The 26,484-nt window shown below is 71.5% G+C and carries 23 protein-coding genes and 1 pseudogene; 14 read left to right on the plus strand and 10 right to left on the minus strand.

Translation table 11 applies throughout. From position 1 onward, the window contains the following. Positions 1–80: 80 nt before the first annotated feature. Positions 81–341, minus strand: coding sequence for a WhiB family transcriptional regulator (locus ACFW6B_RS38360; protein WP_386604004.1), 261 nt, complete (start codon positions 339–341; stop codon positions 81–83). A gap of 276 nt (positions 342–617) precedes the next feature. On the opposite strand from ACFW6B_RS38360, the gene ACFW6B_RS38365 reads away from it, so the two are divergent. Continuing rightward, entirely contained in the window at positions 618–1,322 is a 705-nt protein-coding gene (locus ACFW6B_RS38365; protein ID WP_386604006.1) for a GAF and ANTAR domain-containing protein, read from the plus strand. A gap of 30 nt (positions 1,323–1,352) precedes the next feature. On the opposite strand, the gene ACFW6B_RS38370 is transcribed toward ACFW6B_RS38365, so the two are convergent. Beyond that, positions 1,353–2,594 (minus strand): phosphatidylserine/phosphatidylglycerophosphate/cardiolipin synthase family protein, encoded by a 1,242-nt coding sequence (locus ACFW6B_RS38370; protein WP_386604008.1) that lies wholly within the window; start codon positions 2,592–2,594, stop codon positions 1,353–1,355. Between the two features lie 472 nt (positions 2,595–3,066). On the opposite strand from ACFW6B_RS38370, the gene ACFW6B_RS38375 reads away from it, so the two are divergent. Then, positions 3,067–3,477 carry an ATP-binding protein gene (locus ACFW6B_RS38375; protein WP_386604010.1) on the plus strand — a complete coding sequence of 137 codons (411 nt, stop codon included), beginning with the start codon at positions 3,067–3,069 and terminating at the stop codon, positions 3,475–3,477. A 45-nt stretch (positions 3,478–3,522) separates the two neighbouring features. Here ACFW6B_RS38375 and ACFW6B_RS38380 read toward each other — a convergent pair whose 3' ends face one another. Further along, complete coding sequence (locus ACFW6B_RS38380) at positions 3,523–4,710, minus strand: PP2C family protein-serine/threonine phosphatase (protein WP_386604012.1); 1,188 nt, start codon at positions 4,708–4,710, stop codon at positions 3,523–3,525. Positions 4,711–4,955: 245 nt separating this feature from the next. Here ACFW6B_RS38380 and ACFW6B_RS38385 point away from each other — a divergent pair, with 245 nt between their 5' ends. Next, positions 4,956–5,387: a MarR family winged helix-turn-helix transcriptional regulator gene (locus ACFW6B_RS38385; protein ID WP_386604014.1), complete on the plus strand. Its 432-nt coding sequence runs from the start codon at positions 4,956–4,958 to the stop codon at positions 5,385–5,387. A 62-nt stretch (positions 5,388–5,449) separates the two neighbouring features. Here the strand turns inward: ACFW6B_RS38385 and ACFW6B_RS38390 are convergent, their stop codons facing one another. Beyond that, positions 5,450–5,827, minus strand: a complete 378-nt coding sequence (locus tag ACFW6B_RS38390) for an STAS domain-containing protein (protein WP_386604016.1) — start codon at positions 5,825–5,827, stop codon at positions 5,450–5,452. Between the two features lie 444 nt (positions 5,828–6,271). Between ACFW6B_RS38390 and ACFW6B_RS38395 the strand changes: the two genes are divergently transcribed. Further along, positions 6,272–7,909: an MFS transporter gene (locus tag ACFW6B_RS38395; protein WP_386604018.1), complete on the plus strand. Its 1,638-nt coding sequence runs from the start codon at positions 6,272–6,274 to the stop codon at positions 7,907–7,909. Positions 7,910–7,917: 8 nt separating this feature from the next. Here ACFW6B_RS38395 and ACFW6B_RS38400 read toward each other — a convergent pair whose 3' ends face one another. Then, complete coding sequence (locus tag ACFW6B_RS38400) at positions 7,918–10,650, minus strand: SpoIIE family protein phosphatase (RefSeq protein ID WP_386604020.1); 2,733 nt, start codon at positions 10,648–10,650, stop codon at positions 7,918–7,920. Between the two features lie 176 nt (positions 10,651–10,826). On the opposite strand from ACFW6B_RS38400, the gene ACFW6B_RS38405 reads away from it, so the two are divergent. Then, positions 10,827–11,063, plus strand: coding sequence for a DUF6296 family protein (locus ACFW6B_RS38405; protein ID WP_386604021.1), 237 nt, complete (start codon positions 10,827–10,829; stop codon positions 11,061–11,063). A 34-nt stretch (positions 11,064–11,097) separates the two neighbouring features. Here ACFW6B_RS38405 and ACFW6B_RS38410 read toward each other — a convergent pair whose 3' ends face one another. Continuing rightward, the gene (locus ACFW6B_RS38410; RefSeq protein WP_386604023.1) at positions 11,098–13,341 is read right to left on the minus strand and encodes an MMPL family transporter; all 2,244 of its coding nucleotides are present in this window, start codon (positions 13,339–13,341) and stop codon (positions 11,098–11,100) included. A gap of 431 nt (positions 13,342–13,772) precedes the next feature. On the opposite strand from ACFW6B_RS38410, the gene ACFW6B_RS38415 reads away from it, so the two are divergent. The 3 genes from ACFW6B_RS38415 to ACFW6B_RS38425 all read left to right on the plus strand — a co-directional run bounded on the left by ACFW6B_RS38415 (position 13,773) and on the right by ACFW6B_RS38425 (position 17,880). Further along, the gene (locus ACFW6B_RS38415; protein ID WP_386604025.1) at positions 13,773–16,163 is read left to right on the plus strand and encodes a M4 family metallopeptidase; all 2,391 of its coding nucleotides are present in this window, start codon (positions 13,773–13,775) and stop codon (positions 16,161–16,163) included. 126 nt (positions 16,164–16,289) lie between these two features. Then, positions 16,290–16,646: a hypothetical protein gene (locus tag ACFW6B_RS38420; RefSeq protein ID WP_386604027.1), complete on the plus strand. Its 357-nt coding sequence runs from the start codon at positions 16,290–16,292 to the stop codon at positions 16,644–16,646. Between the two features lie 127 nt (positions 16,647–16,773). Continuing rightward, on the plus strand, positions 16,774–17,880 hold the full coding sequence (locus ACFW6B_RS38425) for an amidohydrolase family protein (protein WP_386604029.1): 1,107 nt from the start codon (positions 16,774–16,776) through the stop codon (positions 17,878–17,880). Between the two features lie 21 nt (positions 17,881–17,901). Here ACFW6B_RS38425 and ACFW6B_RS38430 read toward each other — a convergent pair whose 3' ends face one another. The 4 genes and pseudogenes from ACFW6B_RS38430 to ACFW6B_RS38445 form a co-directional block, all read right to left on the minus strand. Further along, positions 17,902–18,909, minus strand: a complete 1,008-nt coding sequence (locus ACFW6B_RS38430; protein WP_386604031.1) for a heme A synthase — start codon at positions 18,907–18,909, stop codon at positions 17,902–17,904. Positions 18,910–19,037: 128 nt separating this feature from the next. Next, complete coding sequence (locus ACFW6B_RS38435) at positions 19,038–19,853, minus strand: ABC transporter permease (protein WP_386604033.1); 816 nt, start codon at positions 19,851–19,853, stop codon at positions 19,038–19,040. Further along, complete coding sequence (locus tag ACFW6B_RS38440) at positions 19,850–20,773, minus strand: ABC transporter ATP-binding protein (protein ID WP_386604035.1); 924 nt, start codon at positions 20,771–20,773, stop codon at positions 19,850–19,852. The genes ACFW6B_RS38435 and ACFW6B_RS38440 overlap by 4 nt, the downstream gene beginning before the upstream one ends. 11 nt (positions 20,774–20,784) lie before the next feature. Beyond that, positions 20,785–21,658, minus strand: a pseudogene (locus ACFW6B_RS38445) (aminoglycoside N(3)-acetyltransferase). Between the two features lie 161 nt (positions 21,659–21,819). Here ACFW6B_RS38445 and ACFW6B_RS38450 point away from each other — a divergent pair. The 6 genes from ACFW6B_RS38450 to ACFW6B_RS38475 all read left to right on the plus strand — a co-directional run. Further along, positions 21,820–22,563, plus strand: a complete 744-nt coding sequence (locus ACFW6B_RS38450; RefSeq protein ID WP_386604037.1) for a helix-turn-helix transcriptional regulator — start codon at positions 21,820–21,822, stop codon at positions 22,561–22,563. After that, positions 22,560–23,981 (plus strand): Fe-S cluster assembly protein SufB, encoded by a 1,422-nt coding sequence (gene sufB, locus ACFW6B_RS38455; protein WP_037625848.1) that lies wholly within the window; start codon positions 22,560–22,562, stop codon positions 23,979–23,981. Before ACFW6B_RS38450 ends, sufB begins: the two co-directional genes overlap by 4 nt. A gap of 58 nt (positions 23,982–24,039) precedes the next feature. Beyond that, on the plus strand, positions 24,040–25,221 hold the full coding sequence (gene sufD / locus ACFW6B_RS38460) for a Fe-S cluster assembly protein SufD (RefSeq protein WP_386604039.1): 1,182 nt from the start codon (positions 24,040–24,042) through the stop codon (positions 25,219–25,221). After that, positions 25,221–25,553 carry a non-heme iron oxygenase ferredoxin subunit gene (locus tag ACFW6B_RS38465; protein WP_386604040.1) on the plus strand — a complete coding sequence of 111 codons (333 nt, stop codon included), beginning with the start codon at positions 25,221–25,223 and terminating at the stop codon, positions 25,551–25,553. Before sufD ends, ACFW6B_RS38465 begins: the two co-directional genes overlap by 1 nt. Before the next feature lie 7 nt (positions 25,554–25,560). Beyond that, positions 25,561–26,325 carry a Fe-S cluster assembly ATPase SufC gene (gene sufC, locus ACFW6B_RS38470; RefSeq protein WP_151470343.1) on the plus strand — a complete coding sequence of 255 codons (765 nt, stop codon included), beginning with the start codon at positions 25,561–25,563 and terminating at the stop codon, positions 26,323–26,325. Beyond that, positions 26,322–26,484: aminotransferase class V-fold PLP-dependent enzyme (locus tag ACFW6B_RS38475; RefSeq protein ID WP_386604046.1), on the plus strand; the 163-nt coding region annotated here is incomplete at its 3' end. The genes sufC and ACFW6B_RS38475, both read left to right, overlap by 4 nt.

The raw sequence follows: 26,484 nt of genomic DNA on the forward strand, positions 1-26,484 counted from the left end.
TGTCCCCCGTTGCGCCGCGGCCCGGTCACCGCTCCGGACCCGGCGGTGAGAGCCGCTGTCACCCCTCCCGTCCGCCCTGTCTACGCGGATGTGTTCCGGGAGCGGCCACGGGAACGGCGCCGTGCCAGTGCGCGCCGTTCCGCCTCGCTGGTACCACCCCAGACGCCGACGGTCTGGTCCGTGTCCAGGGCCCAGCGCAGGCACTCCTCACGGACCGGGCAGCCCGCGCAGACCGCCTTCGCCTCCTGGATCTGGAGCACCGCGGGGCCGGTGCTCCCGATGGGGAAGAACAGATCGGGGTCAACGGTGCGGCAAGACGCGCCTTCGCGCCAGTCCTCCATACGAACCTCCTGATCGAGTCGAACGCGTTCCTCGGAATCCGGTCCCCTCCCGGGTCACCCTTGATCCGCCGGATGAAACAGGCGAGCCGTGCGGAGATTCCGTGGACACCGGGTCTCCGCGGGGTCTTCCCGGGGCGGACACGCCGTGCGGCCCGCCCCGGGAAGAGGAGCAGACGTCGCTCCGCCGCCACGGCGAGGGTGCGCCGGGATGGCAAAATGGAGTCCGGACGACGGCCGGTACCGCTTCGACTTTCCCGACGGATGAACGGATGGCCCATGGCTCAGGAGCCCGGCGAGGTCTGGGAGAAGTTCGCCGTCGCCGTGGCGGACATGGCGCGGGACCTGCTGGCGCAGGACTCGGTGCAGGCCACCCTGGACCGGATCGTGGCGCATGCGACCGTGCTGATCAACGGCTGCGACGAGGGCGGCATCCTCACGGTCCGCCGCGGCGAGGTCAGGGCGCTGGCCGCGACCGGCGACGTCGTGCGCAGGGCGGACCGCATCCAGCAGGACCTGCGGGAGGGCCCGTGCTTCGACGCGGTGACCGACCGCGAGCAGGTCTACGCCATCGAGGACCTGCGCCGGCCGCACGAGAAGTGGTCCCGCTTCGCGCCCGAGCTCAGAAAGCTGGGCATGGGCAGCATGATGGGCTTCCTGCTCTTCACCGACGACGACGAACTCGGTGCCCTCAACCTGTACTCGCGCCGTCCGGACACGTTCGACGAGTCGGCCCAGCGCGCCGGCTGGGTGCTGGCCTCGCACGCGGCCGTCGCCCTGTCCTCGGCCCGTACGCACCAGCAGCTCGGCCACGCCCTGGAGACCCGCCACGAGATCGGCGAGGCGATGGGCATCCTCATGGAGCGGCACGGCCTCGGCGAGCAGGACGCCTTCGCCGTGCTGAAGAAGGCGTCCCAGGACCACAACATCAAGCTGCGCGAGATCGCCCGCAAGGTCTGCGAGACCGGGGAGCGGCCCGGCTGACCGCCTCGCCCGCCCCTCTCCGGCGGTGCCCTAGAGGAAGCGGCGCAGGGGTACGACGGCCAGCTCCTTGGCGCGCTGGGCGGCGGACCTGCGCCGCCAGCGGACCCGGTCGATGCCCACGGCGTTCTCCCGGTCCTCGTCGAAGTCCCGGTCGAGGGCGGCGGTGAACGTCTCGTCGAGCACGGCCAGCATGACCTCCTCGTCGTGTTCCATCGAGCGGCGGTTGAAGTTGGTGGACCCGATGAGCGAGGCCACCCCGTCCACCGTCATGATCTTGGTGTGGAGCATGGTCGGCTGGTACTGGCGTATCTCGACCCCCGCGGCCAGCAGCGCCCCGTAGTGGTTCTGGCCGGCGAGCTGACAGGCCCGCTGGTCGGTGTACGGCCCGGGCAGCAGGATCTCCACCCGGACACCGCGGCGCGCCGTCGCGCACAGCAGGTCCACGAAATACGTGTCCGGGGCGAAGTAGGCGGTGGAGAGGCGGAAGCGTTCCTCGGCGGAGGTGAGCATGACCCGGATGAGGGTCTGCATGTCCTGCCAGCCGAAGCTGGCGGAGCCCCGGACCACCTGCACGGTCGCCGCGCCCGGCCGGCCGTGCCCGGTGAAGCGGTCCCGGTCGTCGAAGAGCTCGTCGTGGCACTCCGCCCAGTTCTGGGCGAAGGCGGCGGCGATGCCGTCCACGGCGGGCCCCCGCACCTTGACATGGGTGTCCCGCCACTCGGAGGGACCGCGGGCGTCCCCGCACCACTCCTCCGCGATGCCCACGCCGCCGGTGAACGCCGTGTGCTCGTCCACGACGAGGGCCTTGCGGTGACAGCGGTGGTTCTGCTTCAGGGGCGAGAGCCACAGCGGCTTGCGGAACCACGCGACCTCCACCCCCGCGACGGTCATGGTCCGCAGCAGGTGCTCCTCGATCCGCTTCGCGCCGAAGCCGTCCAGCAGGAGCCGCACCCTGACCCCGGCCCGCGCCCGGTCGGCCAGCGCGGCGGCGAAGTCACGCGCGATCTGTCCGCGCCAGTAGACGAAGGTCATCATGTCGATGGTGTGCTCGGCAGAGCGCACCGCGTCGAGCATCGCGGCGAAGATCCGGTCACCGTTCCGCAGGGGGACCAGTTCGTTCCCCTCGGTGGCGGCGATGCCGATGAGCCGTTCCAGGCGTCTGCGGAAGCGCTGCTTGCGGCGTCGTGCCTCCGCAGGGACCGGCGTCTCGTACGCCTCGACTCGTGCCGCTCGTGCCGCTCGTGCCGCTCGTGCCGTGATGGTCTGGGACATCCGCCGTCTCCTGTTGTCCGTTCCGCGTTCCGCTTCTTCGCTCCGCGCCCGGCCCGTCGCCTTCGCCGGGCCGGGCCGGGGCGCGGAGCAGTGCCGGGGTGGTGGCCCTGCCGGCCCCTGCCCGGCGAGGGTCACCACCCCAGCCGCTCGACCGTGCCGGCCCCGGGGTCGCCCGGCCCCGTACCCGCCACGGGAGCGATGTCGCCGGAGACCAGCCGCGGGCGTCCGGGACGTGTGCCTGGTGCCCCCGATCCGCCGGGGCAGTCCCCGCCCCGGACCCCTTTCGCCGACGGCCGTGCCCGGCGCCGCGCGGACGGACGTCCGTGGGTGGCGTGTGAAGGCGGGGGAACCCGTGACATGGGCTCCGAAGGTCCGGGAAGAAGGAGGGACAGCCTGCCCGGCCCTTGGGAGCGCACGAGGTGGTGCCGCCGAGCGGCGAGCGGGCGCAAGGCACGGCAAGGGAGGCGAAGGCATGACCACCGTCGAACCGCACTGCGGACTCGGCCCCGGTCTCGGCGCGAGGCTGGAGCGGGATCCGCAGGCCGCCGTGCACGCGCGGCGGATGGTCCACACGTTCCTCGGCGGACTGCCCCGTGCCGTACCGCGCGAGAGCGCCGAGGCCGTCATGCTCGTGGTCTCGGAACTCGTGACGAACGTGGTGCGGCACGCGCGCGGCCGGCTGTGCAGCCTCGACCTGCGGGACATGGGCGACGCGGTCGGCATCTCGGTCTCCGACGACGACCCCGACCCGCCGCGCCCCCGCCGCCTCGACCTGACCGGGAAGGGCGGCTTCGGCTGGCCCCTGGTGCGCCGGCTGTCCTCGGAGCTGACCGTGCTGTCCCGCCCGGACGGCAAGACGGTCCACGCGGTCGTGCGCTTCTGACGGGTGCCGGGGCGAACGCCGCCGCTCGCCGCGAGCCCCGCCGGCCTACCGGGCCGCGTCGTGCCCGCCGGTCGCCCGGCCGTGCCAGTCCAGACAGACCACGAGGGCGTCGTCCTCGGGTCCGGGCCGGCCCCGGTGACCGGTCAGCTCCCTCAGGACGGCGCCGGGCACCTCCGTCGCGGGCAGCAGCCGGGTGGCGTTGACCGCCCTGGCCAGGGCCCTGCCCCCGTGCTCCTCCCGGCCCGGCCCGGCCACGGCGTGGACGCCGTCGCTCACGAAGAGGAGCCGGTCGCCGGGTTCCACCCGGAACTCCTGCACGAGGTAGTCGGTCTCCTCGAACATGCCGAGGGGCAGCTGTTCCTCGAAGCCGACCCGTCCGACGGTCCGGCCGCGCAGCCGCAGCATCCGGGGCGATCCCGCGTCGATCACCCGCATCCGGCCGGTGGCCAGTTCGAGGTCGAGCATGAGCACGGACAGGTGGCGGTCGCCGCGGTACTGGGCGTAGATCGCCTGGTCGGCGAGGGCGGCCTGGTCCTGGAGCGGGACACCGGCCCGGCGCGCGTTGCGCAGGGCGTTGATGCCGAGCCCGGTGAGCAGCGACGCCTCGATGCCCTCGCCCGTTCCGTTCGTGACGTAGAGGGACAGCCGTTCGGCGTCGGCCGACCAGTCGAAGTTGTCGCCGAAGACCGCGTAGGCGGGCTCCAGCTGGGCGCCGAGCTCGTACTCGGGCCGGGAGCAGGAGCGGCCGGGCAGCAGCTGCCACTGCATCTCCGCGGTCAGGGTCAACCGGTCCCTGCGGCGTGCCCGGAGGTACAGGTCGGTGTCGCGTTCGGCCACGAGCACCTCGTGACCGAGGACCTCCGCGATGTCGGCGAGCTCGGCGAGCGTGGCCGCGTCGCAGGCGGCGGAGGGCAGGACGACGGACAGGACGCCGAGCCGGTCGCCGCGCACCGTCACCGGGAGGTGCGCCCGTACGATCCCGCTGCCGCGCTCCTCGACGAAGGGCTCCTGGGACCCGAAGGCGCGGCCCTCGGGACCGGTGTGCACCGGGACGGGTTCCGGGGTGCGCGGAAGCGCCGGGACGGGCTGCAGGACGGTGAGCCCGTAGTCGGCCATGAAGAGTTCGACGGACCCGGCCGCGTAGTGACCGCACAGCACGTCACGGACCGCCTCCAGGAGCTGATGGGGCGCCGCGGTGCGCACGGCGCGCTCCGCGGCCACGAATCTGTTCACGATGTCGGACGGACCAATCTCTGAGGGGTTCGACGAGTCGACGGACCCGTGGGCCGATGTGCCGCCGGGCCGGGACGTACGACGGGTTTCCGTGCTCGGGGGAGGCGGGCCTTCGCGCGTGAGGGCGGGCGTTCACCATTTCGTCCCTGACACCGTGTCGACAGGCTGACAGTGCCCGGGAAGACTGGGAGAGTTGGACGGTGACTTCCTCGGGCCCGCGGCCGCACCGCAGTGAGGTGGCTCGCGTGACCGCCGAGGCGGCCGAGCTGCTGGAGATCCTCTGGGGCCGTGCCTCGACGGCCCCGGTCTCCGCCTCCCAGCTGCGGGTCCTGTTCATCCTGGAACACGACGAGGGCATCAACCTGAGGACCCTGGCCGACGCGCTCGGCTCCACGCCTCCCTCGACCAGCAGGCTCTGCGACCGGCTGCAGGCCGTCGGGTTCGTCGAGCGGGCACCGAGCGCCACGAGCCGCCGTGAGCTGCGGCTGTTCCTGAGCCCCCGGGCCCGGACCTTCCTCACGGAACTGCGCGCACGGCGGGAGTCCGCCGTGGAAGCGGTCCTCGCCCAGATGCCGGCCGCCGGGAGGGCGGCGCTCGTGGAGGGGCTGGCGGCCTTCTGCGCGGCCGCCTCGGCGCAGCTCCACGAGCCCGGCACGACCGAGGCCCGCTCCGCCTAGTGCCTGCCGCGGCACCAGGGAGTGCCGCACCCGCCTCTTCGCCGTGGTCCACCGGCCGGGGCTCAGTACGGGACCGTCCCTTCGCCGACGTGCGCCAGCGCGGTGTCGACGTCGGCCACCGACGGTATGGCGAGGCTGACGCCCGTGAGGTCCAGCACGCGCTGGACGACCGGCGCCGGGGACACGAGGCACACCCCGCCTCCCGCGCGTCCGGCGGTGTCGTGCGCCTTGAGCAGGGCGTTGATGCCGGAGGAGTCCATGAAGGGGACCGCGGACAGGTCGAGCAGCAGGTGCCGCCGGCCACCGCGTATCTGGTCGGCCAGCCGGTCGTGCAGCTCGGGGGCTGTCTCGACGTCCAGTTCCCCGGCGACGGTGACCAGGGCGACGGCCTCGCCGTACACGGTCGCGTCGATGGACACAGGAGCCTCTTCGGCCGGCACGGTTACCTCCACGTTGGAACTTGACCCGTCGGACATCCACCCGGCGCTGGGGTACGCCGGTGAGCAGGTCAACGGTTACCCCTCGGATCGAGGTCCACACTTCCGTTTTCACCGCCCGGGGCCGGTCTCCCGCCCGGGGCCGGTCTCCCGCCCGGGGCCGGTCTCCCGCCCGGGGCCGGTCTCCCGCCCGGCGGTCCGGCGGCCGCCGGGGCCCGCGCGGGCATCGGACGGTCGTTCAGATCACGGACCGTCGACCGGGGCGGCCGCCAAGTCGAGGCCCCGCAGGGCCCGTTGCCCGGCGTGCCCGCGCGTCCGGGGCCCGACCGCCGTACGCCGGTCCGGGTTCCGCCCGTTGATCGATTGGTGAGCCGGGGCGGGCAGGCTTAACGTCGGTGGAGTGAACATCCGTGTTCACCGCCGACCCGCGATGCAGGGCCCTCTCCGATGACGGCCGATCACGTGACATCCTCCGAGTCTGCCGAGTCCCCGCAGCGGGGCCGAGGCAGTGGGATCGCGCTCCTCGTCATCGCCTCCTGCCAGCTGATGGTGGTCCTCGACATCACCATCGTGAACATCGCGCTGCCGCACATCCAGAGCTCGCTCGGCTTCTCGACCGAGAGCCTGTCCTGGGTGATCAACGCCTACACGCTGACCTTCGGCGGTCTGCTGCTGCTCGGCGGACGCTCCGGCGACATCCTCGGCAGACGGCGGATGTTCATGTTCGGCGTGCTGCTCTTCGTGTTCGCCTCCCTGCTCGGCGGACTCTCCCAGGAAGCATGGCAGTTGCTCGCCGCGCGCTCGCTGCAGGGCGTCGGCGGTGCCATCGCCTCACCCACGGCCCTGTCGCTCATCACCACCACCTTCCGCGAAGGACCCGAGCGCAACAGGGCGTTCGGCGTGTTCGCCGCCGTCTCCGCGGGCGGCAGCGCGATCGGGCTGCTCGCGGGCGGCGTCCTCGTCGAGTGGCTCGACTGGCGGTGGGTGTTCTTCGTGAACGTCCCCATCGGCCTGCTGATCGTGCTCGCCACCCCCCGCTACATCAGGGAGTCCGAACGGCACCCGGGCCACTTCGACCTCCTCGGCGCCCTCACCTCGACCCTCGGCATGGTGCTGCTGGTCTACGGGTTCATCCGGGCCTCCGAGGAGGGCTGGAGCGACTCGCTCACGCTCGCCGCCTTCGGAGCCGCGCTGGTGTTCCTGATCGCGTTCATCGCCGTCGAACGCCGGTCGAGACAGCCCATCACACCGCTGTGGATGTTCCGCGACCGCAACCGTGCCGGTGTCTACGCGATGATGCTCAGCCTGTCCGCGGCCATCTTCGGGATGTTCTTCTTCCTGACGCTCTTCGTGCAGAACATCCTCGGGTTCAGCCCGCTCGCGGCGGGCTTCGCCTTCCTGCCGGTGAGCGCGATCATCGCGGTCGGCGCGGGAGTCGCGTCCAACTTCCTGCCCCGCTGGGGTCCCAAACCCTTCATGACCGTGGGCGCGGTCCTGGCCGCGCTGGGACTCGGGTGGCTGACCCTGACCGACGTCGACAGCACCTATCTCGGCAGCATCCTCGGACCCACCCTCGTCTTCGGTTTCGGCATGGGTCTGCAGTTCGTGTCGCTGACGCTGATGGCGGTGTCGGGAGTGCGGCCCAGCGACACGGGCGCCGCCTCCGGCATCCTCAACGCCACCCAGCAGGTCGGCGGATCCCTCGGCCTGTCCGTGCTGGTCACCGTCTTCGGTACGGCGAGCCGCAACGAGGCCACGGACCAGGTCGCGGACTTCATGAAGACCGCGACCCCGGCCCAGCAGCTGCAGTTCCGCAGGACGGGACAACTGCCGCCGCCCTGGAGCGACGAGGTGCTGACGTCCGGCATCACGGTGGCGTTCGTCGCCGCCGCGGCCTTCGCGGTCGTCGCCGCCCTGGTCGCCCTGATCGTCATCCAGGTGCGCCCCGCCGACCTGGAGCGGCTCCAGGGAGGCGCCGCCGCGATGACGCCCGTGGACGGAGCCGGCGACGCGGAGGGCGCTTCGGCCGGCGCGGCCCCGGTGGGGGAGCCGGACGGCCGCGACGGACCGTCCGCGCCCGGCTGAACCCCGGCTCAGGGCAGTGCCTGCTCCGCCCAGATGACCTTGCCCCCGGGCGTGTAGCGGGTGCCCCAGCGGTCGGTGAGCCGGGCGACCAGGAACAGGCCGCGTCCGCCCTCGTCCGTCGTCGCCGCGTACCGCAGGTGCGGTGAGGTGCTGCTGCCGTCGAAGACCTCGCAGATCAGCGTGCGGTCCAGCAGCATGCGGACCCCGACGGGCCCGTTGCCGTAGCGGATCGCGTTCGTCACCAGTTCACTGAGGACGAGTTCCGTGGTGAACGCCAGCTCGTCGAGCCCCCACCGTTCCAGTTGCCGGCTGACCGAGGCGCGTACCTCGCCCACGGCGGCCGGGTCGGGCGGCACCTCCCACGACGCGATCCGGTCGGGGCCGAGGGTGCGGGTACGCGCCACGATCAGGGCGATGTCGTCGCTCGGCCGGCCGGGCAGAAGGGTGTTCAGCACGGCCTGGCAGGTTTCCTCCGGCGAGCGGTCGGCACCGGCCAGCGCCGTGCGCAGCAGTTCGAGGCCGGCGTCGATGTCCCGTTCCCGGTCCTCGACCAGGCCGTCCGTGTAGAGCACCAGCCGGCTGCCCTCCGCCAGGTCCAGCTCGGCCGTCTCGAACGGCAGTCCGCCCAGGCCGAGCGGCGGGCCGGCCGGAACGTCGGGGAACTCGACGCTGCCGTCCGGAAGGACCACCGCGGGCGGCGGGTGTCCGGCGCGGGCGACGGTGCAGCGCCGGTTCGTCGGGTCGTAGACGGCGTACAGGCAGGTGGCACCCGTGACGGCGGCCCTGTTGTCCTCGGGGCGCTCGTCCTGGTCGATCCGGCTGACCAGCTCGTCCAGAAGTCCGAGCAGTTCGTCGGGGGGCAGGTCGAGCGCGGAGAAGTTGTGGACCGCCGTACGCAGCCGGCCCATCGTCGCCGCGGCCAGCAGCCCGTGGCCGACGACGTCGCCGACGACGACCGCGACCCGGGCGCCGGGCAGCGGCAGTACGTCGAACCAGTCGCCGCCGACCCCCGCCTGCGCCGGCAGATAGCGGTAGGCGAGGTCGAGGGCGCTCTGGCCGGGCAGGGTGCGCGGGAGCAGGCTGCGCTGCAGGGTCACGGCCATCGTGTGCTCGCGCGTGTAGCGGCGCGCGTTGTCGATGGAGACCGCCGCGCGGGTCACCAGTTCCTCGGCGAGGGCGAGATCGTCCGCGTCGAAGCCGTCGGGCTTCTCGGAGCGCCAGAAGTTGACCACACCCATGACCAGGGGGCCGACGCGCAGGGGAACGGTGATGAGGGAGTGGATTCCGTAGTCGACGACCTGGGCGGTGCGCCGCGGGTCCTGGGCCAGCCAGCCCGGGGCGCCGCCGAGATCGGGCTCGACCACGGCCTCTCCGGTGCGCAGGCTGTGGGCCTGCGGGGTCGACGGTACGAAGCCGATGTGCTCGCCGACCGGATAGAGCGGCGCGTCCTCGCGGATGCCGCCGAAGGCCGTGCGGCGCAGACCGGTGCCGGCGCCCGGCTCCTGCCCGTCCAGCACGGCGTCGGCCAGGTCCACGGTGACGAAGTCCGCGAACCGGGGGACCGCGACCGACGTCAGTTCCTCGGCCGTCCTGGTGACGTCCAGGCTCGTGCCGATGCGCACACCGGCGTCGTAGAGGAGTCTGAGACGTTCTCGGGCGATCTCCGCCCGGCCCGAGAGCGCGCGCAGTTCCGTGGAGTCACGGAGCGTGGCGACGCTGCCGGCCGGTCCTCCCCGCAGGTCCGTGGGCCGCTGGTTCACGGCCAGGAGCTGGTCCCCGACGAGGTGCACCTCGTCGGTGGCGACGCGCCCGGAGGCCAGCAGTTCGGCGGTGCCCGGGTCGAGGCCGAGCCGCTGGACGTGCCGGCCCTCGGCGTCCGCGGGCAGGTCGAGCAGGCGGACCGCCTCGTCGTTGGCCAGGAGGAGCCGCCCCTCCGCGCCGACGATGATCACTCCTTCCCGGACGGAGTGCAGCACGGCGTCGTGGTGCTCGTACATCCGGGTCATCTCGTACGGGCCGAGGCCGTGCGTCTGGCGCAGCAGGCGCCGGCTCACCAGCGCGGTGCTCGCGGTCGCCAGGGCGAGCGCCACGGCGGCGGCGCCCAGCAGGAGCGGGAGCTGGTGCTCGGCGGCGCCGCCCACGTTGTCCGTGGTGATGCCGGCCGACACCATGCCGACGACCCTGCCGTCGGGTGCCGTGACGGGGACGGTGGCCTGCACCAGCGGCCCGAGCGTTCCGGTGATCTGCTCCGTGACGGAGTGGCCGGCCAGGACCGGTGCGGTGGTCCCGACGAACTTCTTGCCGATCCGGTCGGGTTTGGGGTGGGTGTAGCGGATCGCGTCGGTGTTCATCACGACGACGAAGTCGACGTTCGACGCCTCGCGGGCGGCTTCGGCGCTGGGCTGGAGCAGGGCCGTGGGGTGGGCGGAGTCGAGGGCGGCACGGGTGCCGGGCGCGTTGGCGAAGGTCTCCGCGACGGCGAGCGAGCGGTTGCGGGCCTCCTGGGTGCTGTCGTGCCGCACCTGGAGCACCAGCGCGACCACCGCGGCGACGACCAGGAGCAGCACGATCACCACCTGCAGGACGAACACCTGCCCGGCGACGCTGCGCCCGCCGATGGCGGAACGCAGCCCGTCGGACGGGCCGTGTCCGTGCCCGCCGTCGTGTCGCCCGCCCTCATGGTGCGCCGTACTGGGGCGGCGGGCCGACCGAGCCCGGGTTCGACCCAATAGTCCGACCATGAGCCATGTCTACACTGCCCGGCGTCCTGTGGCGAGAGGCGTCACGCACGGTGACCGGCCGCGGCACGGGCGGGCAGGTCCGCCCGGCGCGGGCGGAGCGGCTCGCGGGTGTGTGGCCGCATGATGGAGACATAGTCCCCATTACCCGAATTCGTCGCTACGGCGCGGAGGCCCTGATGAAGACCGTGGACCGCTACCGGCTGACCTTCACCCACCCCGGACCGGACGCACGCATGGTGACGGACGAGGTGGTCGTCGAGCGGACGAGCGCCCAGGGTCCGGGCGGCAACCCGGTGTACAGCGATCCCACGGGCATCCTCCGCGCCGAGATCAGTCCGGCGGGGGAGGTCCGCATGCTGGCCAGCGGCGCCTACCAGTCGCCGATCAGCCCGGCGGCCGAACCGCTGTCCTGACGGGCCGAGCGCACGACGTCGGCGGGGGCCGTCCCTAGGGGTGGTCCCCCTCGGGGTCGATGTGCGGGAGGATCCGGTCCAGCCAGCGCGGTGTCCACCAGGCACGGGCCCCGAGCAGGGTCATCACCGCCGGGACCATCAGGAGCCGTACGACCGTCGCGTCGATCAGCACGCTCACGGCGAGTCCGAGGCCGAGCATCTTGATGACGATGTTGTCGCTCACGATGAACGCGGCGAAGACGCTCATCATGATCAGGGCGGCGCAGGTGATCACACGGGCGGTGATCTCCAGGGCGTGCGCGACGCTCGCCTTCGCGTCCCCGCTGCGCAGCCAGAACTCGTGGACCCGCGACAGCAGGAAGATCTCGTAGTCCATGCTGAGCCCGAAGATGATGGCGAACATCATCATCGGCACGTAGCTCTCGATGGGCACCTTGCCCGACACCCCGAGCGCCGGCCCGCCCCAGCCCCACTGGAAGACGGCGACGACGACACCGTAGGAGGCGGCGATGGACAGCACGTTGAGGACCGCCGCCTTCAGCGCGACGAGAATGCCGCGGAAGACGATCAGGATGATGACGAAGGCCAGTCCGACCACCACGGCGATGATGAGGGGCAGCCGGTCGGCGACGATGTTGCGGAAGTCGACCTGCGCGGCCGTCGTGCCCGTGACGTAGCCCTTGGCGGAGGTTCCGGACACGGCCTCGGGCAGGGTGTCGTCCACCAGACGGTTCGTCAGGTCCGTGGTGTCCTGGTTCTGCGGCGACACCTTGGAGTAGACGGTTCCCACCAGCACGTCCCCGTCCTGGGTGGCCGTCAGCGGGGTGACCACGGCCGCCCCCGACACCCCGTCGAGCGTCTTCTGCGCCTGTGACGCCAGCGCGGAACGCTTGTCCGACGGTACGTCCGTCTGGTCGATGACGACCGTCAGCGGGCCGTTGGAGCCGGGCCCGAAGGAGTCCGACATGATGTCGAACGCCCGCCGGTCCGTGAAGGAGGTGGGGTCGGCGCCGTCCCCGATGTGCCCGAGCTGGATGGTGAACACCGGGATGGCCAGGACGCACACCGTCAGGAGGCCGCCGGTCAGGAACCACCAGGGGCGCCGCTCGACGCGCTGCGCGTAGCGGTGCCAGGTGCCGGTGACGGGCGCGCCGGGCTCGGCGTTCGTCTCCGCGACCGGCGTGCGCACGTGGTAGCGGTCGATGCGCCTGCCGATGAGCCCGAGCAGGGCGGGTACGAGGGTCAGCGCGCCGGCCACCGCGGAGACCACGGTGATGGCCGCCGCGAGGCCGAGCTTGCTGATGAAGGAGACTCCCGAGACGGACAGCCCGGCCAGGGCGATGATCACGGTGCAGCCGGAGACCAGGACGGCCCGTCCGCTGGTGGTGGCGGCCCGGCCCGCCGCCCGCACCGGATCGGCGCCGTTGATGAGGTTCTGCCGGTGACGGGTGATCAGGAACAGGGCGTAGTCGATGCCGACGCCCAGTCCGATCATGGTGGCCAGCGTCGGTGACACGGTCGCGAAGGTCGTCGCGGCCGCGACCAGGCCGAGGATGGCGAGCCCGCCGACCACGCTGACCAGGGCGGTCACCAGCGGCAGACCCGCCGCGATGACACTGCCGAACCCGACGAGCAGGACGACGATCGCCACCGCGAACCCGATCAGCTCGCTGATCCTGTCGTTCGGCGCGGGTCTGGCCAGTTCGCCCAGCGGGCCGCCGTACTCGACGTCGGCACCCGCGGACCGCAGCGGCTGGACGGCGCTGTCCACCCCGTCGAGGTACTCGTCGCCGAGGGTCGAGGGCTGCTCGTCGAAGCGGACGGTGATGTAGCCGCTCTTGCCGTCGCTGGAGAGCGGCCCGACGTTCTGCTGCTGGGACTGGCCGGAGGGCGGCTGGGAGCCGGGCGGCGGCAGCGGGTTCTGCACCGACAGGACGTGCGGCAGCTTCTCCAGGGAGCTGACGGTCTGGCTCATCTGGGAACTCAGGTCGGTCAGCGGCTTCTGCGTGTCGCGCAGCACGATCTGGCTGCTGTAGCCGCCCGCCGCCGGATCGTGCTTCTCGAGGACGTCCAGCCCCTCCGTGGACTGCACGCCCGGCAGTGAGAAGTTGTCCGAGTACTGCCCGCCGAACGAGTGGTTCAGCCCCTGGAGCACACCGAGGGCGACGAGCCACGCCACGATGACGACCACGAAATGGCGGGCACACCACTCACCCAGCCGCTGCAGTACCCCGGGCCTCGTCCGCCCGCTGGCTGAAGGGGCTTGTGTCGCCGACATGGGCAGCTCCTGCTCGAGGACGACTCCTCCGACTCCGTCATTAAACGATGTGCCGATCATCGCGGCCCGCCGAGTGGCGCGGCGTCACCGCGCCGTCCGGCGGCCCGGGATCAGCCGGTCCGGGACCCGCCGGTCCGGCGGGTGCGGTCGTCCGGCGGCCACCCCGTCGCGGATGCCGTCGGCCGTCGCCCCCGGAACGTGCCGCAGCGGGGGTTTCGCGGCGGGGGCGTAGGGATAACCCTCGATCGCCGATGACCTCGTGTCATGGCTCGGTCAAAGATGCGATCCTTCCCACACCTGTGGAGCGGGTCGTCCATGGCCTGCCCGCAGTCGCGTTCCCGCGCGCCCTGCTCAGCTCTTCCCGGACAGCACATCCCGTCTGCCCGGTCTGTCACCGGCCGCCGACCGCGGCCGAAGCAGTAGGAGTACGAGTGAGACGTTTCCCCCGTCAGGCGACCGCGGCCGGAGCCCTGGTGGCCTCCGCCGCGCTGCTGGCCGTCGGCATACAGACGGTCCCGGCAGTCGCCAAGCCCGCCCCCCACACGAGTCCCCTGCGCACGGGGGGACTCGAGGCGAAGCTCACCCCGGCCCAGCGCACGGCGCTGCTGACGAAGGCGTCGAAGCAGACCGCCACGACCGCCGGCACCCTGGGCCTCGGCTCGAAGGAGAAGCTGCTCGTCAAGGACGTCGTCAAGGACAACGACGGCACCCTGCACACCCGTTACGAGCGCACCTACGCCGGCCTCCCGGTGCTCGGCGGCGACCTCGTGGTCCACACACCGCCCGCCTCGCAGGCCACCGGCACGGTGAGCACGACCTTCAACAGCAAGCGCACCATCAAGGTCGCGAGCACCACCGCCGCCGTCACCGAGGCGACCGCCGGGACCCAGGCCCTCAAGGCGGCCAGGTCGCTCAAGGCGGAGAAGCCCGCGACGGACAGTGCCCGCAAGGTCGTCTGGGCCGGCACCGGCACCCCCAGGCTCGCCTGGGAGACCGTGGTCACCGGCCTCCAGCACGACGGCACGCCGAGCAAGCTGCACGTCATCACCGACGCCGTCACCGGTGCGGAGATCACCCGGTACGAGGGCGTCCAGACCGGTACCGGCAACAGCCAGTACAGCGGCACGGTCACCATCGGCACCACGCTGTCGGGTTCGACCTACCAGCTGAACGACACGACCCGCGGCACCCACAAGACGTACTCGCTGAACAACGGCACCTCCGGCACCGGCACCCTGATGACCGACGCCGACGACGTCTGGGGCACCGGCTCGGGTTCCAACACCCAGACCGCCGGTGTGGACGCCCACTTCGGCGCCCAGACGACCTGGGACTTCTACAAGAACACCTTCGGGCGCAGCGGCATCAAGAACAACGGCGTGGCCGCCTACTCCCGCGTGCACTACAGCAGCAACTACGTCAACGCCTTCTGGGACGACAGCTGCTTCTGCATGACCTACGGCGACGGCTCCGGCGGCACCAAGGCCCTGACCTCGCTGGACGTCGCGGGCCACGAGATGAGCCACGGCGTCACCTCCAACACCGCGAACCTGACCTACTCCGGTGAGTCCGGCGGTCTCAACGAGGCCACCTCCGACATCTTCGGCACCGGCGTGGAGTTCTACGCGAACAACAGCACCGACGTCGGTGACTACCTCGTCGGCGAGAAGATCAACATCAACGGCAACGGCACCCCGCTGCGCTACATGGACAAGCCGTCCAAGGACGGGTCCTCCGCCGACTCCTGGTACTCCGGTGTCGGCAACCTGGACGTCCACTACTCCTCGGGCCCGGCGAACCACATGTTCTACCTGCTCTCCGAGGGCAGCGGCTCCAAGACCATCAACGGCGTCACGTACAACAGCTCCACCTCCGACGGTGTCGCCGTCGCGGGCATCGGCCGCGCCGCCGCCCTGCAGATCTGGTACAAGGCGCTGACGACGTACATGACGTCCAGCACCAACTACGCCGGCGCCCGCACCGCCGCGCTGAACGCCGCGACCGCGCTGTACGGGGCGAGCTCGGCCCAGTACGCGGGTGTGGCGAACGCCTTCGCCGGCATCAACGTCGGCAGCCACGTCACCCCGCCGACCAGCGGTGTGACCGTCACCAACCCGGGCAGCCAGTCCTCCACCGTCGGTACCGCGGTGAGCCTGCAGATCTCGGCCAGCAGCACCAGCAGCGGTTCCCTGACGTACTCCGCGAGCGGTCTGCCCACCGGCCTGTCGATCAGCAGCTCCACCGGCGCGATCACCGGGACCCCGACCACCGCCGGGACGTACAGCACCACGGTGACCGTCACCGACAGCACCGGCGCGACCGGCACGGCGTCCTTCACCTGGACCGTCAGTTCCTCCGGTGGCGGCACCTGCACCTCGACGCAGCTGCTCGGCAACGCCGGCTTCGAGTCCGGCAACACCACCTGGACCGCGAGCAGCGGTGTCATCACCAACGACACCGACCAGGCGGCCCACGGCGGTTCGTACAAGGCCTGGCTGGACGGTTACGGCTCCACGCACACCGACACGCTCTCCCAGTCGGTGACCATCCCCAGCGGCTGCAAGGCGTCCTTCACCTTCTGGCTGCACATCGACACCGCTGAGACCACCACCAGCTCGGCGTACGACAAACTGACGGTCACCGCCGGATCGACCACGCTGGCCACGTACTCCAACCTCAACGCGGCCACGGGGTACACCCAGAAGACGTTCGACCTGTCCTCGTTCGCCGGCTCCACCGTGAGCATCAAGTTCAGCGGTGTCGAGGACTCTTCGCTCCAGACCAGCTTCGTCGTGGACGACACCGCCGTGACGACCAGCTGACCTTCGGTACCCGGAATCCCCCCACACCGGAATCCCCCCACACCGGCGGGGGGGGGGGGGGTGGGGGCCCCCCCCCCCCCACCCCTCCCGTCGCCGTTGGATCTACCCGTCGGTAGCATCCTGGCCATGGCAGACACCCAGCAGATCGACGAGACCCCCGGCACCGCCCAGGACCCCAGGGCCGAGCGCGCCGCCGCCAAGCTCGCGCGGCGGATCACCGCCTTCTCCAAGGCGCACGGCGGGACCGAGGCCCAGGTCGCGTACATCGGAGAGCGCGGCGCCCGCATCGTCCTCGTCGGCGAGGACGGCGGCTGGGGCGACCTCGTGGCGACGAGCTACGAGATCGCCGAGAACGCCGTGAAGAAGGCCGGCGTCACCGTCCACGAGGAGTTCGACGGCGAGTTCGCGGCCAAGGTCAAGACCGGCCCGTACGAGTGGAAGCGCATGGCCGGCATCCAGCTCGGCGGTCCCGCCAACGACTGACACGTCACCCGTCGCACGGACGGCCGACAATCGTCGGCTGTTCGCACGGGGTGTGCGGGACCAACACCTGACACCCGGCTCAGCCGTTAGGACCTGGAAAGCAACGGTCCACTCGCGGGGAGTCCGGATGATCGAAACGCCGTCCCTGGTGGACCAGTACTGCCACGGCGTACTGCGGACGGAGCTGGGCCTCGGCACGTTCGAGGCCCACCTCGCCAGGACCGAGGGGCCGCCGGCCGCGGGCACCACCTTCTTCGACACCCAGACCGGCTTCGCCGTACGACGCTGGTGCCCGCCCCTGCTCGGACTCGAACCGCACTGCACGCCCGCCCGCTATCTGGCCCGGCGCCGAGAACTCGGCGTCCTGGAATCGGGCCGCAGACTGCTGCGCGGCAGCGGCATCACCACGTACCTCGTCGACACCGGGCTGCCCGGCGATCTGACCGGACCGGGCGAGATGGCCTCCACCGGAGCCGCCCGGGCACACGAGATCGTCCGGCTGGAACTGCTGGCCGAACAGGTCGCCGACACGTCGGGAACCGTCGAGGCCTTTCTCGCCAATCTCGCCGAATCCGTCCACGGAGCCGCCGCGAACGCCGTGGCCTTCACCTCCGTGGCGGGCGTACGGCACGGTCTGGCCCTCGCGCCCGAACCGCCGGGACCCGGGGAGGTGCGGGGGGCGGCGGGCCGCTGGCTCGCGGGCCGTCGGGTGGGCGGCCCGCTCACCGACCCCGTCCTGCTCCGCCATCTGCTGTGGATCGCGGTCGCCTCGGGCCTGCCCCTGCAGCTGCACGCCGGACTGGGGGAACCCGGGCAGCGCATCGACCGCACCGATCCCGTCCTGCTCACCGACTTCGCCCGCGCCACGGCCGGCCTCGGCACCGACCTGGTCCTGCTGCACGGCTACCCCTACCAGCGGCACGCGGCCCACCTCGCCGGCGTCTTCCCGCACGTCTACGCGGACCTGGGCGGCGCCCTGGTGCGCACCGGCGCGCGCTCGGCCGCCGTCCTCGCCGAGATCCTGGAGCTCGCCCCCTTCGGCAAGCTCCTCTTCTCCAGCGGGGCGCACGGCCTGCCCGAGCTCCACGTGGTGGGCGCCCGGCTGTTCCGGGAGGCGCTCGGCCGGGTGTTCGGCGGCTGGGTCGCGGAAGGGGCGTGGTCGCTGGACGACGCCCAGCGCGTGGCCACCATGGTGGCGGCGGGAAACGCCCGGCGGGTGTACGGGCTGGAGTGAGACGGGTCGGAGTGGGACGGGCTACGCGCGGGTGAGGGCCGACGCGGCCGCGGGACCCGGCAGTTCCGTCACGGCCTCCGGGCGCTCGCGCAGGGCCAGCAGGACGCGCAGCACCCCGATCCACACCACGCAGGAGCCGAGCATGTGCAGGGCGACCAGGGCCTCGGGCAGGTCGGTGAAGTACTGGACGTAGCCGAGGACGCCCTGGGCCAGGAGGATCAGGAACAGGTCGCGGGTGCGCCGCAGGGGGCCCCGGGGGGCGTCCACCGCCTTCAGGACGAACCAGAGGGCGAAGGTCAGCGTGACGACGATCCAGGCCAGCACCGCGTGCAGCTTGGAGACGTCCTCCCAGCTCACGGGGATGCGCTCGACCTTGCTCGAGTCACCCGCGTGCGGTCCGGCACCGGTGACGACCGTACCGACCGCGATCAGCAGGACCGAGGCGAGGACCAGGAACCACACGAGCTGCTGCACCGACTTGCCGACGAGCGGACGCGGCGCCGCGTCGCCCTCGCGGGTGCGCTGCCACATGACCGCGGCGACGGCGATGAGCGCGGTGGAGAGCAGGAAGTGGGCGGCGACCGTGTACGGGTTCAGGCCGACCAGGACGACGATCCCGCCGAGGACCGCGTTGCCCATGACGACCCAGAACTGCGCCCAGCCGAGCCGGGTGAGGCTGCGCCGCCACGGCTTCTGCGAGCGTGCCGCGATGATCGCCCACCCGACGGCGGCGCACAGCACGTACGTCAGCATGCGGTTGCCGAACTCGATGACGCCGTGGAAGCCCATCTCGCTCGTCGCCGTGAGCGAGTCGTCGGTGCACTTGGGCCAGGTCGGGCAGCCGAGGCCGGAGCCGGTGAGCCGCACGGCACCGCCGGTGACCACGATGACGACCGCCATGACGAGTGCGGCGAGGGCCGCGCGCTGCACCGTCCGGGAGGTCGGGGTCCAGCGTTCGGCGATGAAGGCGAGCGGGTTGCGCACCGCGCTGAGGGCGTCGGCTCTGGTCAGGTTCTGCACGCGCACCATCGTAGGGGCCCCGCTTGTGCACGCTTTCACGAGGGTCCGCCCGAGGACGGACCCCCAGGTCACCCCGGCGGACGGGACGCTCGCCCCCGCGGACGGTCACGGCGCGGCGGGGCGCCGCCTGCGGCCGCTCACTCCCAGCGGAAGAAGCGGCCGGCCGCGCCGAGGCCCACGACCGCCCAGACCGCCAGGATCCCCAGGTCGCCCCAGGGCATCTGGGCGCCGTGCTGGAGCACCGCGCGCAGCCCGTCCGAGAGCGCCGAGATGGGCAGCAGACCCAGCACCTCCTGGGCACCCGCGGGGAACTTGTCCAACGGCACGATCACCCCGCCGCCGACCAGCAGCAGCAGGAAGACGAGGTTGGCGGCGGCCAGCGTCGCCTCCGCCCTGAGCGTGCCGGCCATGAGCAGACCGAGCCCGGAGAAGGCGGCCGTGCCGAGGACCAGCAGGAGCAGCACGGCCAGCGGGTTGCCGTGCGGCGACCAGCCCAGCGCGAACGCGATCGCGGTGAGCAGGATCACCTGAAGGATCTCGGTGACCAGGACCGACACCGTCTTCGCGGTCATCAGCCCCCAGCGGGGGAGCGGTGAGGCCGCCAGCCGCTTCAGGACGCCGTACCGGCGCTCGAAGCCCGTGGCGATGGCCTGGCCGGTGAACGCCGTCGACATCACGGCCAGCGCCAGGACGCCCGGCGCCAGGAAGTCGACGGCCTCGCCCGGACCCGTGTCGATGATGTCGGCCGAGCTGAACAGGACGAGCAGCAGGGTCGGGATGACGACCGTGAGGAGGAGCTGCTCGCCGTTGCGGAGCAGCATCTTCGTCTCCAGCGCCGCCTGCGCCCCGATCATGCGCCGCAGCGGGGCTGCGCCCGGCTTCGGCGTGTACGTGCCGGGGGCGGTCGCGGACGCGGCTCCCCGGCGGCCGGCTCCAAGCTGTGCCTGGCTCATGAACGCAGCTCCTTGCCGGTCAGTTCGAGAAAGACGTCTTCCAGGGTGTGGCGTTCGACCGAGATCTTCTCCGGCATCACACCGTGCTGGGCGCACCAGGACGTCACGGTCGCCAGCAGCTGCGGGTCGACCTCGCCGCCGACCCGGTAGGTCCCGGGCGTCGGCTCGGCCGCGGTGCAGTCCGCGGGCAGGGCCTTCAGCAGGGAGGCCACGTCGAGTCCGGGGCGGCCGGTGAAGCGCAGGGTGTTCTCGGCGCCGCCGCGGCACAGTTCCTCGGGGGAGCCCTGGGCGACGACCCGGCCCGCGTCGATGATCGCGACGTCGTCGGCGAGCTGCTCGGCCTCGTCCATGTGGTGCGTGGTGAGGATCACCGAGACCCCGTCGGAACGCAGGTCGCGGACCAGGTCCCAGGTCGCGTGGCGGGCCTGCGGGTCGAGGCCGGCGGTGGGCTCGTCCAGGAAGACCAGCTCGGGACGGCCGACGACGGCCATGGCGAGCGCGAGGCGCTGCTGCTGGCCTCCCGAGAGCCGCCGGTACGTCGTGCGGCCGCAGCTCTCCAGGCCGAGCCGCTCGACGAGCGCGTCCACGTCCAGCGGGTGGGCGTGCAGTTTGGCGACGTGGCGGAGCATCTCGTCCGCGCGGGCACCCGAGTAGACGCCGCCGGACTGGAGCATCACGCCGATCCGGGTGTGCAGCTCGCCGGACTGTCTCGCCGGGTCGAGGCCCAGGACGCGCACCGTGCCGGAGTCCGGCTTCCGGTATCCCTCGCAGGTCTCGACCGTGGTCGTCTTGCCCGCGCCGTTGGGTCCGAGTACGGCGGTGATGCCCGCCGCGGCCACCAGGTCGAGGCCGTCCACCGCGGTCTTCGTTCCGTACCGCTTCACCAGGGCCTGGACCTGGACCACGGGCTCGCTTCGCATGGGCAGCAAGTCTAGGGACGCCGGCGCGGCGCCGGACCGCCGGGGGCGGGGGCGGTCTCGACGTCCAGGTCCCGCGGGCGGTGCAGTGACAGCCACCGCTCCGCGTACGCCACCGCGTCGGCCACCGGGAAGAGCCGTGCCGCGGCCGCGCCCACGGTCCCCCGTACGACGGGACGGTCCCGCTCGAAGTCGGAGCCCAGTTCCTCGAATCTCTCGGAGGTGACCGACACCTCCCGCACCGTCTCCCAGCCCGTGGGGGAGGGCCGTCCGACCTCCACGACGGGGGAGGGGATGCGGTACTCGGCCAGGTGGAAGCTGGTGCAGCTGCCGTAGCCCGCGCCGAGCAGCAGGACGCGGGCGCCGCCGGTCTCCAGCCGGGCCAGCGGGCTCCTCCCCCACCGCCTAAAGGGCGTGGGGGCACCCCCGGCCGAGCCGGCAGTCGGGCGCGTGTCCGCCGACGACCTCCGCGGCGGCCGGGCCCACCGCCGCGAACGAGGTCTCCGGGTGCGCGCTGCGCAGGGCGCCGGGCCAGGTGCGGACGGTTTCGGGTATGACGCCGACCCCGCGGGACGGCGTCACCCGGGGGTCGTAGGCGGGCATGGTCGCCCGGATGGCGGGCCACCACTCCTCGGGAACCGGAGGGCGGCTCCACAGCGCCGGGTCGGAGAGGTCGCCGGACTGGGTCGGGACCACCAGCGTGCCGTCCGGACCGAGCGCGTCGAGCAGTGCCTGCACGACGGCCACGGCTCCGCCGTTGACCCAGCCGAGGGCGCTGAGCGAGGAGTGCGCGAGGAGCGTCTCACCCGGTCGTACGCCGAGGGCGCGCAGGTCCGCGGCGAGGGTGCCCCGGGTGACGAGAGGGCCGGCCGGAAGGGGTGTCGGCATGGTTCCGGAGTCTTCCCGAGAGGCCGTCCCGGCGCCATCGAATTGATCGATCAAAGATCGTTTTCCCAGGTCACCTTAGGTATGCCTAAGTGACGCAGCGCACCGTCCACCTCCGGGGGCGCGGCTTGTCAGGCCTTGAGGAATTACGCAACAATGGTGTTGTGAAAAACGTTGGCGAGGCTCGGGAGACCCCCGCGGGGGCCCCGCAGGAGGAACTCGCGACCGGTGAGCGCTCGACGCGCAACCGGATCGCGCGGTCCATCCTGGACCACGGCCCGTCGACCGTCGCCGACCTGGCGGGCCGACTGGGCCTGACCCATGCCGCCGTGCGCCGTCACCTGGACGCGCTGGTCGCCGACGACGTCGTGGAGGCGCGTGAGCAGCGGGTCTACGGAGCGCGGACGCGCGGCCGTCCCGCCAAGGTGTTCGCCCTGACCGACTGCGGCCGGGACGCCTTCGACCAGTCCTACGACAAGCTCGCCGAGGACGCCCTGCGCTGGATCGCCGAGCGCGAGGGCGGGGGCGAGGCGATCCTCTCCTTCGCCCGTGCCCGGATCGCCGAGCAGGCCGGGGCGTACCGCGAGGCCGTCGAGGCCGCGACCCCCGAGGAACGCACGGAAGCCCTGGCGAAGGCCCTCAGCGCGGACGGGTACGCTGCCACGGCGCGCAGCGCACCGGTCGGCGAGCAGCTCTGCCAGCACCACTGCCCGGTCGCGCACGTCGCCGAACGGTTCCCGCAGCTCTGCGAGGCGGAGACGGAGTTCTTCTCCCAGCTGCTCGGCACGCACGTCCAGCGACTGGCCACCATCGCCCACGGGGACGGGGTGTGCACGACGTTCATCCCCAAGATCTCGCACGACACTCACAACGCATCCGAAAGCACGGCCGGGAGGAACCCCGCATGACGCTCCCCACGGAGACTGCCCACCCCGAACTCGAGGGTCTGGGCAAGTACGAATACGGCTGGGCCGACTCCGACACGGCCGGCGCCTCCGCCAAGCGCGGCATCAACGAGGACGTCGTCCGGGACATCTCCGCGAAGAAGAGCGAGCCGGAGTGGATGACCAAGCTCCGCCTCAAGGGCCTGCGCCTCTTCGAGAAGAAGCCCATGCCCAACTGGGGTTCCGACCTGTCGGGCATCGACTTCGACAACATCAAGTACTTCGTGCGCTCCACGGAGAAGCAGGCGGAGTCCTGGGAGGACCTGCCCGAGGACATCAAGAACACGTACGACAAGCTCGGCATCCCGGAGGCGGAGAAGCAGCGCCTCGTCGCCGGTGTCGCGGCCCAGTACGAGTCCGAGGTCGTCTACCACCAGATCCGCGAGGACCTGGAGGAGCAGGGCGTCATCTTCCTGGACACCGACACCGCCCTCAAGGAGCACCCGGAGCTCTTCAAGGAGTACTTCGGCACGGTCATCCCGGTCGGCGACAACAAGTTCGCGTCGCTGAACACCGCGGTGTGGTCCGGCGGCTCCTTCATCTACGTGCCGAAGGGCGTGCACGTCGAGATCCCGCTCCAGGCCTACTTCCGCATCAACACGGAGAACATGGGCCAGTTCGAGCGGACGCTGATCATCGTCGACGAGGACGCCTACGTCCACTACGTCGAGGGCTGCACGGCGCCGATCTACAAGTCGGACTCCCTGCACTCCGCGGTCGTCGAGATCATCGTGAAGAAGGGCGCCCGCTGCCGTTACACGACCATCCAGAACTGGTCGAACAACGTCTACAACCTGGTCACCAAGCGCGCCGTGGCGTACGAGGGCGCGACCATGGAGTGGATCGACGGCAACATCGGCTCCAAGGTCACCATGAAGTACCCGGCCGTCTACCTGATGGGCGAGCACGCCAAGGGCGAGACCCTGTCCATCGCCTTCGCGGGCGAGGGGCAGCACCAGGACGCCGGCTCCAAGATGGTCCACATGGCGCCGAACACCTCCTCGAACATCGTGTCGAAGTCCGTGGCGCGCGGCGGCGGCCGCACGTCCTACCGCGGTCTCGTCGAGATCGGCGAGGGCGCCCACGGCTCCAAGTCCAACGTCCTGTGCGACGCGCTCCTCGTCGACACCATCTCCCGCTCGGACACGTACCCGTACGTGGACGTCCGCGAGGACGACGTGTCCATGGGCCACGAGGCGACCGTCTCCAAGGTCTCCGAGGACCAGCTCTTCTACCTGATGAGCCGCGGTCTGACCGAGTTCGAGGCGATGGCCATGATCGTGCGCGGCTTCGTCGAGCCGATCGCCAAGGAACTGCCCATGGAGTACGCCCTCGAGCTCAACCGGCTGATCGAGCTCCAGATGGAGGGCGCGGTCGGTTAATCCCGAGCCGCAGTCCCCGTCAAGCCACTCACGCAAGAAAGCGAGCAGACCGACAGCCATGGCTGAGGCTCAGAACATCCCCGTGGGCTCCACCACCGCGGGCCAGATCGCGGTGGCCGCCGAGTCGACCGTCGCCACGCGCATGAGCGCGCCCCCGTCCTTCGACGTGGCGGACTTCCCGGTCCCCCACGGCCGCGAGGAGGAGTGGCGGTTCACCCCGCTGGAGCGCCTGCGCGGGCTGCACGACGGCACCGCCGTCGCGACCGGCGGAGGCGTACGGGTCGAGGTGCAGGCCCCCGAGGGCGTCACCGTCGAGACCGTCGCCCGCGACGACGCGCGGATCGGCCGGGCCGGCACGCCGGTGGACCGCGTCGCCGCCCAGGCCTACTCGGCGTTCGAGAAGGCCGGCGTCGTCACCGTCCCCAAGGAGGCGGTGCTCACCGAGCCCATCCGCATCGCCGTGCACGGCGAGGGCGGTGTCGCCTACGGCCACCAGGTCATCGAACTGGGAGCCTTCGCCGAGGCCGTCGTCGTCATCGACCACACCGGTGACGCGGTCCTCGCCGCCAACGTCGACTTCGTCCTCGGCGACGGCGCCAAGCTGACCGTCGTCTCCGTCCAGGACTGGGACGACACGGCCGTCCACGTCGGCCAGCACAACGCGCTGATCGGCCGCGACGCCACCTTCAAGTCGTTCGTCGTCACCTTCGGCGGCGACCTCGTACGCCTGCACCCCCGCGTCGCGTACGCGGGCACCGGCGGCGAGGCCGAGCTGTTCGGCCTGTACTTCACGGACGCCGGCCAGCACCAGGAGCACCGCCTCCTGGTCGACCACAACACCCCGCACTGCAGGTCCAACGTCATGTACAAGGGCGCGCTGCAGGGCGAGGGGGCGCACGCCGTCTGGATCGGCGACGTCCTCATCGAGGCCAAGGCCGAGGGCACGGACACCTACGAGATGAACCGCAACCTGGTTCTGACCGACGGTGCCCGCGTCGACTCCGTGCCGAACCTGGAGATCGAGACCGGCGAGATCGTCGGCGCCGGCCACGCCTCCGCGACCGGCCGCTTCGACGACGAGCAGCTCTTCTACCTGATGGCCCGCGGCATCCCGGCCGACGAGGCCCGCCGTCTGGTGGTCCGCGGCTTCTTCGCCGAGCTGGTCCAGCAGATCGGTGTCGACGACATCGAAGAGCGCCTTCTCGTGAAGATCGACGAGGAGCTGGAGGCGTCGCTCTGATGCCCGGCACCCCCGGCACCTTCGTGCGCGCCTGTGGGCTGAGCGAGCTGGAGGAGAACACCCCGAAGCGGGTGGAACTCGACGGCACGCCGGTCTCGGTCGTGATGACCGAGGGGGAGGTGTTCGCGATCAACGACATCTGCTCGCACGCGAACGTCTCGCTCTCCGAGGGCGAGGTGGAGGACTGCCAGATCGAATGCTGGCTGCACGGCTCCGCGTTCGACCTCCGCACCGGCAAGCCGTCCGGCCTTCCCGCGACGCGCCCCGTCCCCGTATACCCCGTTCAGATCGAAGGGGACGACGTGCTCGTCTCCCTCAACCAGGAGTCCTGAGGCACCCATGGCAACGCTTGAAATCCACGACCTGCACGTCACCGTCGAGGCCGACAACGCCACGAAGGAGATCCTCAAGGGCGTCGACCTGACCGTGAAGCAGGGCGAGACGCACGCCATCATGGGCCCCAACGGCTCCGGCAAGTCGACCCTCGCCTACTCGCTCGCGGGCCACCCGAAGTACACGGTCACCGGCGGCACCGTCACCCTCGACGGCGAGGACGTCCTGGAGATGTCCGTCGACGAGCGCGCCCGCGCGGGCCTGTTCCTCGCGATGCAGTACCCGGTCGAGATCCCCGGCGTCTCGGTCTCCAACTTCCTGCGCACCTCCGCCACCGCCGTCCGCGGCGAGGCCCCCAAGCTGCGTACGTGGGTCAAGGAGGTCAAGGAGACCATGGAGCGCCTCTCCATGGACCCCGCCTTCGCCGAGCGCAACGTCAACGAGGGCTTCTCCGGCGGTGAGAAGAAGCGCCACGAGATCCTCCAGCTCGAACTGCTCAAGCCGAAGATGGCGATCCTCGACGAGACCGACTCCGGCCTGGACGTCGACGCCCTGCGCATCGTCTCCGAGGGTGTCAACCGCGTCCGCGAGACCGGTGAGGTGGGCACCCTGCTCATCACCCACTACACGCGCATCCTGCGCTACATCAAGCCCGACTTCGTCCACGTCTTCTCCGGCGGCCGCATCGTCGAGTCCGGCGGCGCCGAGCTCGCCGACAAGCTGGAGAACGAGGGCTACGAGGCTTACACGAAGGGTGGCGTATCCGCGTGACGCAGCTGCCGGGCCTCCTCGACACCGAGGCGATCCGCAAGGACTTCCCCATCCTGGACCGTCTGGTCCACGACGGCAAGAAGATCGTGTACCTGGACAACGCGGCGACCTCGCAGAAGCCGCGCCAGGTGCTGGACGCCCTGAGCGAGTACTACGAGC

Origin of the sequence: Streptomyces sp. NPDC058751 (genome assembly GCF_042746485.1) — a bacterium.
Lineage (GTDB): Bacteria > Actinomycetota > Actinomycetes > Streptomycetales > Streptomycetaceae > Streptomyces.